The sequence below is a fragment of the Clostridium sp. AN503 genome, from assembly GCF_040719375.1.
Taxonomy (GTDB): domain Bacteria; phylum Bacillota; class Clostridia; order Lachnospirales; family Lachnospiraceae; genus Brotaphodocola.
The window spans coordinates 1-15,098 of record NZ_JBFDTP010000002.1 but is presented as its reverse complement, the minus strand read 5'-3'; the positions used below and the strand labels follow the sequence as shown (position 1 = coordinate 15,098).

8 protein-coding genes are annotated in these 15,098 nt (G+C 50.7%); 2 read left to right on the top strand and 6 right to left on the bottom strand.

What is annotated here, in order from left to right; all coding sequences use genetic code 11:
- Window positions 1-176 precede the first annotated feature (176 nt).
- On the top strand, window positions 177-440 hold the full coding sequence (locus AB1I67_RS07225; RefSeq protein WP_367029185.1) for a hypothetical protein: 264 nt from the start codon (window positions 177-179) through the stop codon (window positions 438-440).
- A gap of 662 nt (window positions 441-1,102) precedes the next feature.
- Here the strand turns inward: AB1I67_RS07225 and AB1I67_RS07220 are convergent.
- The 3 genes from AB1I67_RS07220 to AB1I67_RS07210 all read right to left on the bottom strand — a co-directional run bounded on the left by AB1I67_RS07220 (window position 1,103) and on the right by AB1I67_RS07210 (window position 3,063).
- Window positions 1,103-1,399, bottom strand: coding sequence for a hypothetical protein (locus tag AB1I67_RS07220; RefSeq protein WP_367029184.1), 297 nt, complete (start codon window positions 1,397-1,399; stop codon window positions 1,103-1,105).
- Between the two features lie 18 nt (window positions 1,400-1,417).
- A complete protein-coding gene (locus AB1I67_RS07215; protein ID WP_367029183.1) occupies window positions 1,418-1,726 on the bottom strand; it encodes a hypothetical protein in 309 nt (102 codons plus the stop codon).
- Between the two features lie 152 nt (window positions 1,727-1,878).
- Window positions 1,879-3,063 carry an IS110 family transposase gene (locus tag AB1I67_RS07210; RefSeq protein ID WP_367029182.1) on the bottom strand — a complete coding sequence of 395 codons (1,185 nt, stop codon included), beginning with the start codon at window positions 3,061-3,063 and terminating at the stop codon, window positions 1,879-1,881.
- Between the two features lie 291 nt (window positions 3,064-3,354).
- Between AB1I67_RS07210 and AB1I67_RS07205 the strand changes: the two genes are divergently transcribed.
- Window positions 3,355-3,618 (top strand): hypothetical protein, encoded by a 264-nt coding sequence (locus tag AB1I67_RS07205; protein WP_367029181.1) that lies wholly within the window; start codon window positions 3,355-3,357, stop codon window positions 3,616-3,618.
- A 573-nt stretch (window positions 3,619-4,191) separates the two neighbouring features.
- Here the strand turns inward: AB1I67_RS07205 and AB1I67_RS07200 are convergent.
- The 3 genes from AB1I67_RS07200 to AB1I67_RS07190 form a co-directional block, all read right to left on the bottom strand.
- Complete coding sequence (locus tag AB1I67_RS07200; protein ID WP_367029180.1) at window positions 4,192-4,749, bottom strand: hypothetical protein; 558 nt, start codon at window positions 4,747-4,749, stop codon at window positions 4,192-4,194.
- An 11-nt stretch (window positions 4,750-4,760) separates the two neighbouring features.
- A complete protein-coding gene (locus AB1I67_RS07195; protein WP_367029179.1) occupies window positions 4,761-14,243 on the bottom strand; it encodes an RHS repeat-associated core domain-containing protein in 9,483 nt (3,160 codons plus the stop codon).
- A gap of 107 nt (window positions 14,244-14,350) precedes the next feature.
- Entirely contained in the window at window positions 14,351-15,079 is a 729-nt protein-coding gene (locus AB1I67_RS07190) for a LytTR family DNA-binding domain-containing protein (RefSeq protein WP_367029178.1), read from the bottom strand.
- Window positions 15,080-15,098: the final 19 nt, after the last annotated feature.

Here is a 15,098-nt window from a genome sequence, read left to right as displayed (position 1 = left end):
GGCTACGGCCATCGCAAGGGGGAATAAGCCTATCCATCTCCACAACCTACGAACTTCACAGGTTATTCCTTCCGGAGAGAGACCACTCTGGAAGTGTGTCGTATGTTACCTCTGGGGACAGATGGATTCAAGTCCTTTACCGGCTCTTTTTTTGATTTGTGTAAGGTGCTTCATCTATGGAACAGATATTTGTTCCATTGTGGTATCGGTTTCCGCACAAGCTGAAAAAATATATGAAGCAGCTAACAGAAGAATGGATGACAGGTTTACGGCTTGGAAGACGAAGCCTGGTCTGTGAAATTTATCAACGGTCTGTAACAACAGAAAGAAAACACACCGACCAGATCCATCTTGGAGCAGCCGGTGTGTTTGTCTTGCTGGGATTTTTCCGGTGTGTTTCCACCCCCTTAACCCCCCGGGTGTGCGCCATTGTAACATAGCATCGGGGTGACTGTCAATTTCGATTCTCTTGCGTTTTTCTTACCGAAAACTTACTTGCCATGAATTTCAAAAGGTCGAACATGTCTTACATGGGTGGCGCGGCGGCATCCGGTTTTTCCCGTATTCCGGATTCTGCCCCCAGTGCTTCTAAACCACCGCTGAAAATGGAAAAACTGCCGAGTGAAAAAGTCCGGATTTGTTATGCTGGATGCCCCTGTTTTTTGAATACTTTTTTCTTGCATTTCAGAAAAACTTATGCCACAAGCCAAAGCTGATTTCACCAAAACCAACGGTTTTAAGGCGTTTTCCGGCTTCTGGCAGGGGAATCCTTTGATTCAACCACAATATTCAGCGGATTCCCGGATTTTTCGTGCAAAACAGGGTGGACATCCCAATCCGATGCCAACAAGCGGCTCCGGTCCGCCGTCTCTTAGCCCTGTGACGCACCGTGACGGCCTGTGTGCCGGTTTTAATCCCCTGCTTGGAAAGATGTACCATGAGGCAAGTATTCTGGCTCGTTGAGCCAATGTGGAACAGAGGCATTTCTCCCCCAATTAACCAATATGACTAGGGTCGAAAAGTGTGCAGGTTAAAGAGGTTATGCTGGAAAACGCATAACCTCTGAGGACATCGCCCGGCAAAGCCGGGCGATACTTGATTATTAAAACCCGCAATTATCAATCCTTTCAAAATACTTGCATTTAAACATATGAATAATAGTCTCTTCTATTTCTTGTTTGGTAGTTTCTTTTACGATTATCATATTAGGTTCAGAAAGATAGTACCCGGAATCCTGAATTTCCGTTTCAAAATCTTGCTGTAATCTAATCATCGAAATAACATATACCTTATAAACCTTTTTATCAACCTTTACTATCACATCCCCTCTATATCCTTTATTTAAGGCTTCAAATTCTGCTAGTTCTGTATCATCTTCAAAAATTATTTCTAGTTCCATTATAGCCTCCTTTAACTCTTAATACGGTCCTGAAACAACTATCTGATTTAATAAATTTTGGAAAGTATCCAATGGCATTTCATAAGCGGGCACAATTTCAAAATGTTCCGCTCTTGCGCCTCTTTGGACTATCTTTAATCCTTCAGGAAGTGATTCAATCTTATATGCACCTCCAAATTTAGAAACCGTTTCTGAGTTTACATCTAGCGAAACACCATGTGAAGTTTTTACATTACCTGTTTCAGGATTTATTTTTATTTCATTGTTTTTTACGGTAAAATCGTCACCTCCACGATATACTGGGCGCTCTTCCCCTTTATAATCCACTGTAGGAGCCTCAGATTCCCCCTTGGCACTGAGTCATTCAGCTTATAACTTTCGCACCTTTTTCTCTGTTCTTTTGGAAAAGGTGGTAAACCAATCATTGTGTTTCTTCTGGTTCTATCTTAGCACAAACTGTTCATAACCAACAGCCTTTATTACTCCGGCTCCCGATATTCTGTATGGTTTTTCAGCATTCCATACACGATATTTACCAAACGCCGGGATACACAGATCAATGCCTGCTGTTTATTTTTGCCTTCCGCAACCCGCTTCAGATAATACTCCCGGAATACCTTATTTCTCGGAGTCCCGTTTATTGAAACCTGTATCATCTGGATTGCCACAAAGTAGAAAATCGCCTGTAACCGCCTGTTTCCCTGCTTCGGGCACATATCCTTTCCTTTCCCTGCCGACGAAAAATTGACTGGCGCTATCCCGGCGAACTTCGCCAGCTTATCCGCACTGGGGAATCGGGTGATTTCGCCTATCTCTGACAGCATATTCGCCGCCGTTATCACGTCAATCCCCGGCATGGTGGTCAGGGTGCAGTTAAATTCCGGGAGTAGGCTTTCGATTGCCTCATTTACTTCCTCCAGTTGGGCACGGTAATGCTCCAAATCGCTGACTAAGCTCCGAGTTATGGCATCACGGCTCTCCTGGTGTTCTCGTCTTGTCTCGCCATCAGATTTAACCAGATTCAGTATCTTCTCCGCCCGTTTGACCGAGCAGTTATTGTGGCTGACCGGGCGCAGCTCCTCTGCCAATTCCTCCGCTGTCTTTCCCAGCAGATGTTCCGGCGATGGATATTCCTTGAAAAAATATAATGCTGTTGCACGGCTGATATCGCTGAAAAACTGCTTATAGCTGGGATATGCCATGCAAAGCTGCTCATGGAGCTGGTTCTTCAGCCTGTGCAGATGGGTACAGATATTATCCCGCCGGTTCACTAACTGGCCCAGCGTCCAATACTTATCATCCGGTATCGCGTCCGGCAGCTTATCCAGCATATTGATCAGTACCAGAGCAACCGCTTCTGCATCATAGCTGTCGCTTTTCTGGTACATCGGTACGCTTTTTCTCTGGGCATAGGACAATGCTGTATTTACATCCTTGACATGGAATCCTTTTTCAATCAGCCATACCGCCAGGGCACGTCCATAGCCATAGGCGTTTTCCAAACCATAGACCGCCGTCTTTTCTTCGGTTACAAACCGGCTGACTTTTCTGATCAGCTTCGGAAACTCCGATGGTCTATTACCAAACGTAATCTCTCCCAGCTTCGTATTCCAGCAGTCCAGCATGACCGCTGTGTGGGTTTCCTTATGCAGGTCAATCCCCACATAGATGATGTTTTCTTTTCTCAGATGCCATCCTTCCTTCTTTTCCTGCCTCCATCCGTAACTGTAAATCTGTCGGCAACCTCAGCTGATAAGCGTTATGTGCCGATTTACGCCCAGGGCTACGGCCATCGCAAGGGGGAATAAGCCTATCCATCTCCACAACCTACGAACTTCACAGGTTATTCTTCCGGAGAAAACCACTCTGGAAGTGTGTCGTATGTTACCTCTGGGGACAGGTGGATTCAAGTCCTTTCCCGGCTCTTTTTTCGATTTGTGTAAGGTGCTTCATCTATGGAGCAGATATTTGTTCCATTGTGGTATCGACTTCCTCACAAGCTGAAAAAATATATGAAGCAGCTAACAGAAGAATGGATGACAGGTTTACGGCTTGGAAGACGAAGCCTGGTCTGTGAAATTTATCAACGGTCTGTAACAGCAGAAAGAAAACACACCGACCAGATCCATCTTGGAGCAGCCGGTGTGTTTGTCTTGCTGGGATTTTTCCGGTGTGTTTCCACCCCCTTAAACCCCCGGGTGTGCGCCATTGTAACATAGCGTCGGGGTGACTGTCAATTTCGATTCTCTTGCGTTTTTCTTACTGAAAACTTACTTCAGTCCTTCTAAACCACCGCTGAAAATGAGAAAACTGCCGGGTGAAAAAGCCCGGATTTGTTATGCTGGATGCCCCTGATTTTTGAATACTTTTTTCCGGCATTTCAGAAAAACTTATGCCACGAGCCAGAGCTGATCTTACCAAAGCCAACGGTTTTAAGGCGTTTTCCGGCTTCTGGCAGGGGAATCCTTTGATTCAACCACAATATTCAGCGGATTCCCGGCTTTTCCGTGCAAAACAGGGGGGATATCCCAATCCTATGCCAACAAGCGGCTCCGGCCCGCCATCTCTTAGCCCTGTGACGCACTGTGACGGCCTGTGTGCCGGTTTTAAGCCCCTGCTCGGAAAGATATACCATGAAGCAAGTATTCTGGCTCGTTGAGCCAATGTGAAACAGAGGCATTTCTCCCCAAATCGGCCAATATAATCAGGGTCGAAAAGTGAGCAGGTTAAAGAGGTTATGCTGGAAAACGCATAACCTCTGGGGACATCGCCCGGCAAAGCCGGGCGAATATTTAATAAATTACTTCTTGACAATTCCAGACTTTTTGGCTTAGCTCCACAAACATTTTTGTATCACATAACTTTTGATTCATACATTTTAATTCATTCAAGAATTTTGACGAAATCAATACTATTTGTTCTTCTAAACACTTATATGGAATTCCAAAATCCAGTGGTGTAATATAAGAAAACTCTCCCTTTTCAGTTATTAGCAGCTTATTGTTTTGGCATGAGTCATCTACTGCAACGTTAATCAAAATGTTATCACCTTGCTTTTTAAACTCCAACCATCTATTAACTGTTTCGATTTCTTTAATCGCAACGTATTCGGATTTGGATTTAAACAAAATAATGACCTGTAATAATTTTTCAAACCAGTAATCTAATAACTCTCCTCCTTCCTCCCCATCAGCCAATGGATTGTCATGATAATATGAGCCTTCTTGATGTTCATTAAAACAAATTTGAAAAAAGCCCGTAATTTGGTTCCGTTCATCATTAAAATCATCAGCTGTAATCACTTTCAACTGTTGAAAATCATCCACAATTCTATATTTTATTTCAAACACTTCTTTATCACCTACTTTATTAAATTTAATAACTGCTCATACGTATATTGGAAATCTCCAAAAGCTGTTTTAAGTCCTCCATTTTCTAATGCGACAGTTACATTTTCTCCGGCATAAGAGAATGTATATTGCCCAGAAGTAATTCCTTTCTCTAATGCCTCTTTATATCCTGCATTTACAGCTTCTTCTATTTGTGCCGCACTCCAATCCTTATTAAAGAATGAGGTGTTCTCTAATTCCTTTAACACATCAGCTTCTGGTCTATTCTTTATTTGCTGAGCATAACTATTTGGATTATGTCGATTATTAATATGTTTTAGTTTACTTTTAGATACCTTGGCATCAGATTCCCCCTTGCCTTCAATTGCCTGCTTAATCTTATTCTGGTTTCTCTGCGCCTCATCTTTAAAATATGATATACCCACTGCCTCGGACGCGATTTCTACCACAGCAACCCCTGCTAATTCCAAAGTTGCCACAGCATTTTCTGAAAGCACTATACTTAAAATCATGGAATCACCAGACACCGCTGCACTTACCATCGGTCCTGTCGATGGTATCATAGAAAATGCTGCCGCAAATTCTGATATTGTCATAATCCCAACAGCATACATTTGTATAACGCTGCTTAAATATTTCCCATAATAATAAGATTCTGCATCCAGAAATTGATTTACCAGTGTATCTTCTATCCTGTTCAGATTTAAAAGTTTTTTAACAAGTCTATCTGTCGGCTTGGTAAAGTTTGATATCGAATTAGAGTTCCAATCAATGCCCATCAACATTCCCAGATACATGCTGACCAGTGCTTTGGAATCCGTATCCATACATACTGTCACTTCGCCGCTCTCTGCCGCCTTCTCCATATACACCCGTATACTGGCTTCAGCTTTACTTGATTCCAGAACTATAAACCTATTATTACTATCAAAAAGTTTATCCTCAACCCACTTTCTTAATTGAGTGATGGGTTCACTTCCATTCGAAGTTTCTGGTTTATAATACGGAGAGGTCCCAGTATTAGGATTACTCATTGCATCATGTCCACTCGGATCAACATAATTCAGCGGACTATTCTTCACATATGCATACCGGTTCAACGTCAGCGGATCCGCGATATTTCCAAGATAAGTATCCTCCTGGAAGAACCTCCCCTGCTTAGCATTATAATACCTCGCCCTTAAGAACTCAAGCCCGGTATTCGGGTTATAGCTCTCCGCGTTATACCCGTAGAAGTCCCTATGCTCCGTACTTCCCAGCGTCACCTGTCCATAAGGATCATACTGGTACACATCCGTCACTCTGCCATTATACCAGGTGTTCGCCGTCACGCTCCCCCGTCCGTCATACAGGTAGTAGCTCATCTCATTCCGCACCACATCCCGCGCCTCCGTCCAGATATCATTCCTGGAATTGCGCATGGTACCTGCATAGCTGTAAGACTCCGTCGCACCGCTGTTGACTGTGTAGGCCGTCAGCACTTCCGTATACTCCCGGTTGGTATCATTCACATACTCGGTCAGGTCATAGGCCCTTCCCGTATCCGAACAGATATAGCTGAACAGCTGGCCTTCCGCCGTCAGGCTCTCATCCTCATTCCGGCTGTGCTCCGGCATGTAGATCTCACCGCCCCAGCCGATCCCGTAGCCGCATTCCGCCGCCGGGTTGTAGTTCAGCTGGAACGCGCGGTTCCCGTCGCCGTCATAGGTGGACGCCATAAGGAGCTTCTGCTGGTCATACACTGCCGTCAGACGGTTCTCTGTATCATACTGGTACACCACTTCCGCCTGCTTCTGGTAACACTCATGGGTCAGGTTGCCGTTGGCGTCGTAGGTAAACGTGTAGTCCTTCGTCAGATTTCCTTCGCAGACCGTCGCCGCCACCATCTGGTTGTCATCATTGTAGGTGTAAATATTCTGCCAGGATTCCAGGTAACTGTATGGGAATGTCTTGGCTTTCTTTGCAAAAGTACGGTTTCCCGCCTCATCATACTTGTAAGTATAGGTCACCTTATGGAACTGCCCCTTGCTCTCCTCACAGCCGGTCATCTCGCCGTTATCGTCATAAGTGAAGGTGCGCACTGTGGTCTCCCACTCCGGATTCTGGTTCTGCCACGGGTTCTGGCTGTCCCAGCCGTTCCACCACGGGTCATTGCCGCTGCCGCCGCTTCCATTTGCATGGGCGCACTTGTCCTTATCTCCTCCATTGTGACCGTGATCCTTGTTGGAGGTGAACAGGTCTTCCTTTGCCACTTCTTTCGTGATCAGTCCTGCGTCATTGTACGTATACTGGTAATCACTAATCAAAATGCCGCAGACACAGGTGTTCTTTGCCTCCAGCACCTGGTTCCTGGCGTTGTAGGTGTATACGCTCTCGCTGCCGTCTGCACGTATTACATGGGTCAGACGGTTTAACGGATCGTATTCATAGGCGGTCGCCCGTCCATCACGGTCGGTCAGTTTGGTGATGTTGTCGTTTTTGTCATATTCATAGCTTACTTCCCCGCCGTCCGGATAGCGGATGGCTTCCAGGTTATCCGCTTCATCATAGAAATACTCCACCACTTTCCCGGAGCCATTAGTCGCGGTCTTTAAGCGGCCTAAGGAATCATAGGTATAAGTACTCTCCCCTGTGATATCCTCCATGGAGATCCGCTGGCCCATCACGTTATAGACCATCTTCACCGGGCGGTCATTGCCCAGCTCGTTTGCACTGCTGTAGGACTTATCCGCCAGGGCATTTAAGGTGTCATAATCGTAGAAGATCCTTCCGCCGGACGGGGTCAGACGCCCGGTCATCCGTCCGCCCACATCATACGTATACTGCTCCTTACGTCCCATGGGGCTGGTGAGGGAGGTCATGTTGCCCTCGGCGTCATACTCATAGGTGGTGGTCTTCAGCTTCGCGTTGGTCATGGATGTGATATTGCCCATCACATCATACTGGTAAGCCGTCTGATAACCCATAGGATCGGTCACACGCACCAGCTGGTCCAGGATGTCATACTGGAACTGGGTGATCAGACCGTTAGTGGCCCGGCTGGTCAGCACATTTCCATGCGGATCATAGGTGAATGCCTGGGTAAGGCCCATCTTGTCCTTCAGCTCCGTCACGCGGCTGCCCGGGTCATAGGTGACACTCTGGGTCTGGTTTAACGGGTCCACAGTTCCGGTCAGGCGGTTATCCCGGTCGTAGGTGTACCCGTAGAGATAGCCCTTCGGATCGGAAATGCTGGTCTGATTATAATTCTGGTCATAGGTATAGCTGGTGGTCCGCTCGCCCGGCCTGGTGATGCTGGTGATATTGCCCACCAGGTCATAGACCGCCTCCGTCGCTTTCCCTTCCGGGTCCACACTGGCCGTCAGCTGGTCGATCAGGTCATACCGGTAGTTCCATGTATGTCCCATGGCATTGGTCATCTGATTCTGATTACCCCGGATATCATAACCGAATTCCGTTACGCCGCCTTTTGCATTGGTGGACTTCGTCATCCGGTGCATGATGTCATACTCATAAGTATTGCTCCGGTCCAGGTTGTCCGTATCCTTTATCACGTTATCCGCTACATCATAAGTCAGCTCCCGCTTCAGCCCCAGCGGCGTGGTGATGCTGGTGAGCCGGTGCACCGGATCGTAAGTATAGGCATACTTCGCCCCGTTCTTCTGGGTCATCTCCGTCACCTGGCGGTTTAAGTCCACCGTATAGCGGGTGACGTTGCCTGCTGGGTCGGTGATGCTGGTCAGTTCATCGTGCTTATCATAGGTGTAGGCAGTCCTTGCCCCCTTCGGGGAAATGGCTTCCACCAGGTTTCCCATCACGTCGTACTGGTACTCGGTGATCAGGCCGTTGGGATCCTTCGCCTTGGTCATGCGGCTCAGCGCATCGTAACGGTACTCGGTCTTATTGCCCTCCGGCGTCGTATGGGACAGCAGGCGGGACAGCTCATCGTACTCGTAGGCCGTGTCGTTGCCCCTGCCGTCTGTGAAGGAAGTCAGGCGGTCAATCACGTCGTAAACGTAGGCATTGGTATTGCCTTCGCCGTCCACAGTCCCGGTCAAGTTGCCCTTGGCATCGTACTGGAAAGCAGTGGATGCCCCCAGCGGGTTCACTTTCCCTGTCAGGCGGTTGATGGCGTCATAGGCATAGGTATAAACAGCCTCGCCCGGCTCTGTCGTCTTGACCAGGTTGCCCACTGGGTCGTACTCGTAAGCTGTCACCGTCCCGTCCGCCTGGGTCACGCTGGCAAGACGGTCTAAGGCATCATACGTGTAAGTAGTGGTCGCCAGATCGGTTCCGGTCACGCTCACAAGACGGTTGAACTTATCATACTCATAGATAGCGTCCCGCCCGATGGTATCGGTCTGTTTCACCAGGTTACCGCTCTCATCGTACTGATATGTCATCACATTGCCCGCGGTATCAATCGCTTTGGTGATACGTCCCATGGAATCATACTCATAGCGGGTCACCACGCTTGCCTCATCCCGGTAGTAGGTCATCCGGTTATTGGCGTCATAGGACATGCTCACCGTATCCCCATCTGGCATGGTCACCTTTAAGAGGTTCCCGTTCTCATCGTAATCGTAGGTATATTCCCCGCCCAGTGCATCGGTCATCTTCACAGTACGGCTCAGGGCGTCCACATCCATGGCGGTCTCGCCCTTTAAGGCGTCGGTGACCTTCGTCACGTTGCCCAGGGAATCGTATTCCATGGCGGTGATATTTTCCGCAGCGTCCACCTGGGCCAGAACCTGCCCGATCACGTCGTAGTGCCAGGTAGTGGTATGGTCATTCTGGTCAGTGAAGCTCAGTGTCCTGCCGTTTAAGTCATACTCAGAGGAAGCGGTGCCGCCCAGGGCGTCCTGCATCTCCTTTAAGCGTCCCACGGCGTCATAGGCATAGGCCGTGCTGTTGCCGTTGGCGTCCGTCACAAGGGTCTGGCGGCCTGCGCCGTCGTAGGCGTACTCCGTCACGCCTCCCAGCGGGTTGGTGGCCTTCACTAACCGGTTGTTCCCGTCATAGGCAAAGCGGTAGACGCGGGTCTCATCATCGGTGATGCGGGTGATGTTGCCGTTGCCGTCGTAACCGATCTCCGTCACCAGGCCGTTCTGGGCGGTGGTGCGCACCAGGCGTCCGGCGCGGTCGTAGGCATAGGTGATGGATGTGCCATCCGGGTAGGTGATCTTGGTCAGGTTGCCATTATGGTCGTACTGGTAGTAGGTCTCATTCCCCAGGGCGTCCTTCGTCATGGTGGGCAGGTTCAAGACCTTATGGTACCAGGACTCTGTCGTGTTGCCGCGGCGGTCGGCCATCCCGGTAGTGTTGCCGTTGCCGTCCAGGGTGTAAGAGACGGTCTGCCCAAGGGCGTCGGTCACGTTCACCATCCGGTCGCGGGCGTCGTATTCATAGGCGGTCTTGTCCCCCTTGGCATTGGTCTCCGCCACCTTGTTGTAGTTGGCGTCGTACTCATAGTGCAGGGTATTGCCCAGTGCGTCCTCACCGGAGAGGATGTTGTGCATGGCGTCGTAGGTGAAGGTGGTCGCCACGCCCATGGGGTCGGTGATGGAGAGGACTTCCCCTGCGGGGCTGAACTCGTAGGCGGTCACGCCGCCGTCCGGGGCCGTCACTGCGGTCTCCCAGCCGTTTGCATTGTAATCATGCTCTGTGGTATTGCCCTCCGGGTCGGTCTGGGTCAGGACCCGGTTCATCTCATCGTAGGTGAAGGTACTGGTATTGCCCTCCGGGTCGGTGTAAGCAGTCACTGCCGCCCCATCATACTCAAACCTGCTGGTCCCGCCATTGGCATCTGTGATAGAGACCAGACGGCTCATCTCATCATACCCGTATCGGGTCGTATTGCCTTCCCCGTCGGTCATGGAGGTCAGATTGCCCTTTTCATCATAGGTGAAACGGGTGGTATTCCCCTCATAATCCGTCGCCGTCAGCGGCAGGTTGGACTCATTGTAGGTATAGACAGCTTTGCTTCCGTCATCCCGGGTCTCGGTCAGGATATTTCCACTCTCATCATAGGTGTAACGGGTCTCGGCTCCATTCTCATCCGTGTGGGATGCCAGATGCCCTTCTGCATCGTAGCTACTCTCCGTCCCGGTCCCGTCCGCATACTCCACGCGGATGCTCCGGCCCAGTTCATCCGTGTATACGACCGTGTCATTTCCACGGTTATCGGTCATGATGCTGCGGTCATCCTCGTAGCGGATGGAGGCCGTGCCGCCGTTTGCGTCCGTCTGCTGGGTCACCCGGCCATTTTCATCGTAAAGATTCTCTACAACGGTATTGCCGTTCTCATCCTGCCATGCGGTCATATGATGCATGGCATCATACTCGTAGTGGCGGGAGTCGCCCTTCTGGTCTGTGAAGGATATAAGATTACCGTCATCGTCATACTCATAGGTGAGGCTGGTGCCGTCCGGAAGGCCGATCTCCGTGATCCGGTACTCCTCGTCCATGGTGATCTCCAGGATCTTGTCCGTCGGTGAGATCACCTGGAGCAGGTTATAGTCCTCGTCGTAAATAAAGGTGGTACGGTTCCCCTTGCGGTCCTCCCGGTACTGCATAAAGCCCAGGGCATCGAACACGCGCACGCTGCCGTCTAAAGAGGTCAGCTTAAAGCCCGCCACGTTCGGCATAGCCGGTACGGGTTCTTCCTCTTCCCCGCCTTCTTCTGTATCGCTGTCCGGATCTCCGTCAGCATCATCCTCTGCGGCAGGGTCCTGCGCAGATCCGGCCGCCGCTGTGCTGTATCCGGCAGAGCTTCTGTACGCTCCGCTCTCCCCTTCTTCGTCTTCCTCTTCGTCCCCGTCGTCCTCCCATGCGTTGGAACGGGTCGCCATATCCACGTCCAGGGAGTCCAGGGTCTCTAAGACCAGGTCCCGTCCGTTCTCCCCTTTATAGACGTCCCCGTCCTTCTTCAGGGTGATGAACGCGCCGTCCTCCCGCTTATAGAGGATACGTCCGTCCCCCAGTATGGTCAGGCGCTCGCCAAGGGGCGATGACCAGCCCATGCCGAACTCGGAACGGCGGTCCGGGATCAGGGAGTTGTAGCTTCTGGAAACGCCGAAGTCACCGTTTAACTCCGGGATCTCCGCGTCCGACTGGTTCATGTAAAAGTTACCGGTATTGATGTTCACCGGCTCTAAGTCGATCAGGCACTCCGGGTTCGCTCCTAAAAGCAGGCCGTTTAAGATGTCCTGCTCCAAGGTCGACATGGGCTTTGGCGTATAGGGATCGCTGGTCTGCGGTTCGCGGATAAACAGGATCGTGCCCGCCTCTGTGAGCTGTCCCCGGTACAGTGAGTTGTCCCTGCCGATGACATTGGGATTGACGCCGTAGTGCTGGGCGATCCGCTGTACGATGTCATTTAACTGGACCTCGTAGAACAGGAACGTGTCGGTGTCCTTCGGGCCGAAGGTCTCCGGCTCCTCATCGCCGCCGTCACCGCCCGCTTCCCCTTCTTCCTCCTCAGGCGGGGCTGTGGCTGTGACACTGAAATGGTACTTTGTATCCAACTCCAGGCTATCCGACGGATAACCGGCGCTCTGCCAGTTGGACTGCTTTAAGAATATCTGGTCATGCTCCAGGCCTGCCTCGTCAAAGTCCGGACGATCCAGGGAACCATGGGCCGTGTCCTTGCCGTTGTCAACCTCATCTTCAGATTCGTCGATCAGTGTATACTCTACCTCTGCATCCGCGGTGGTCTTGCCATGGGCGATCACGCCGGTGGCTGTCCTTCCCTCGATGCCGGTCTTGATGATGGATGGTTTTACCTCCGTCGTGGTGTCTGCCAGCGGGTAAGATGCCATATCCGTCTCGATGGCCTCGCCGGTCCAGTGGACCTCGATCCGCGGCCCCATGGACTCATGGTTCTGGTTGTAGAAACGCTCCGCCGGCATGATGTCTTCCGGACGGTGGTCCGGCCCGGCCTCGATCATGGCCTTGACCGCAAATCCCGCCTGGAGCTTCGTCCCCTGGATCCATTCATTTAAACGGTCCGTGATATGAAACTCGATGAACTGGTCCGGCCCCGGAGCGGGCGCGCCCTCGGGCTGTTCATCTAAGGCCGGGGCATGGTTCCAGGTCACGGAATGGGCATTCCATGCGGTGGTCGGATAAGCAAGCTGGAATACCGTCTTTCCCACAGCGTTCCCCGTCTGGGTGGTCATCCGCAGGATGGCTTCCTCCGCCACAGCGCCCGACCCGTCAAAAAATGACAGGATGGACGGGCAGTTGGTCTCATTGAACGCAATGTAAAGGCGGCAGTTGCCCATACCATCCAAATATCCCACATAAGCGTCCTGGTTCCAGCCCAGGACCTGGCCGGGTTTATCTTCCGCCGTCAGGCACAGGAGGAACTCATTGGACGGCACCATGTTCGCAGGGTCGATCCGCACCGGATAGCTGCGGTCCGCCGCGTTCAGCCAGTCCTCATCTGCCTTCAGCCGCACCGTGTAGTTCCCGTCCGTGCCGGTCAGGGCAAGCTTTAGATCCGCGCTGGTCTCCCCCGCGTTATCGATCATCACAGGAGCCTCCAGGGTAAAGAGCGGCTCGGATTTCCTGGACTTGTAGACGATGATGGAACGCCCTTCTTTTGCCGCTTTCAGGCCCGGAGTCTTCAGACGGTAAGTAAAGGTGTTCCTATCGGACGGCTCCAGAAGGATGATATCCTCCTTTAAGGTCTCGCCGAGCACCGTGTACTGGTAGTCGATGTTTTCGTACACATCCGCAAAGCGCACTGCGTTGCCCGCAGCCAGGCTCCTGGTAAAGTCGCCTTCCGGGACCAGCTCGATGCGGATGTCGTTATTCTCCATGGTGATCCCGTCGGAGGACGTGATCTGCGCCGGGATCACGATATCCCAGCGTCCCGCGGTGTTGTAATATTTCATGCCGGATGCAGAGCGGGAACGGTTCCCCGCCAGACGCAGGGTATTGTCGGTCTGGCAGACCTCGCCGTTCTCATCCTGGTACATGCCGCTGTAGCCGCCCATCACGGTGATGTATTCGTGCTCAGCGATCTCATAGGTGCGGTAATAGTCGTTGAACTGGATCAGCTCGCCGTCCGGCTCATCGATCAGGCTGTCCAGGTCATAATAGTCCTCCGGCAGACGCCACTCTGCGTCCGTAGCCAGGTCAGAGTCGGATGCATAGGGGAGCATATAGCCATAACCCAATTCCTCCAGCTCCTCCATCCAGTTGTCCTCATCCAGGATCAGGTCGTTCATATCAATGACGTCATAGCTTCCCTGGGCGTTGGAACCGGAGGCAGAGCGCAGGCCGATATCCCTCAGGGTCAGCGCCTTCTGCCTGGAAAAATCCACCCGCCGGGGCATGTTGTCCAGAGCTGTCGCCGCCTGGGACACGATCGGCGCCATATTGGGCGCGATCATGCTGATGCATAAAAGCCAGCTGACTGCCTGTTTGCAGGCGCGCCGTGTCCATGTATGCTGTTTATGCTGCTCCTTTTTTGGTTTTGTACTCATACAGAATCCCTCCCGAAATATAATACTTTAACTTTATATTTCGGGAGGGATTTCGACAATATTTATGGAAAAAACTGTATTGTCTTTGGAAAAATTGGTATTCCGGATCAGTGATATTTTTCTGCAAGGCTGCCTGCCAGGCTTCCTGCAAAACGTTTGCGCATATTCCGGGACACCGGCAGCGATTCATCATTGAATAACATGACACGGTCTTTTTGCAGCTCGCGTACCCATCTGCAATTGACAATATAGCTGCTGTGGGCATATTCAAATCCGTAGGACTTCATTGTCTCATACAGTTCATCCAGATGCTTTTTTACTGTGACCTGTTTCCCGGTAAAGTATGAGAGCCTGGGATCCATATGCAACTCACTGCCGTATTTTATCTTGGAAATATACATGATGTCATCGATCCTCACACGGGCCTGGGCATTCTCCACAGTGACAAGCAGAAAATCCCGCGCAAACCTGCGGTCTGCTTCGTCAAAGATCTCTTTTAATACCCGCTTCGTCTTTGCATCTGAATCACTCTTTATGAGATATCTGTATGCATCCACTACGAATGCCATAGGCGTAGGCTGCATCACTCCGGAACACAACACCAGCACGGCATTCTTATTCACTTTCCTGACTTTTGCAGCAACCTGGTTTCCATTGGAATCTCCCAGTTGAATATCCAGGATGATAATATCATGCATCTGCGACAGATCCTGTAACAGCTGCTTTCCTGATGTGTATTCTGATATTTCCAGATTCTGTACCCCCATCTGAATGATCAGATTTTTCAGATACAAGATGTAGCTTTGAGAATCATCACATATTGCGACTTTGTACATACCTGTCCCTCCCTTTTGT

Excerpts from the sequence above, each read along its gene's own strand:
- AB1I67_RS07195 (WP_367029179.1), bottom strand. The coding sequence starts at position 14,243 with ATGAGTACAAAACCAAAAAAGGAGCAGCATAAACAGCATACATGGACA.
- AB1I67_RS07190 (WP_367029178.1), bottom strand. The coding sequence starts at position 15,079 with ATGTACAAAGTCGCAATATGTGATGATTCTCAAAGCTACATCTTGTAT.
- AB1I67_RS07225 (WP_367029185.1), top strand. The coding sequence starts at position 177 with ATGGAACAGATATTTGTTCCATTGTGGTATCGGTTTCCGCACAAGCTG.
- AB1I67_RS07220 (WP_367029184.1), bottom strand. The coding sequence starts at position 1,399 with ATGGAACTAGAAATAATTTTTGAAGATGATACAGAACTAGCAGAATTT.
- AB1I67_RS07205 (WP_367029181.1), top strand. The coding sequence starts at position 3,355 with ATGGAGCAGATATTTGTTCCATTGTGGTATCGACTTCCTCACAAGCTG.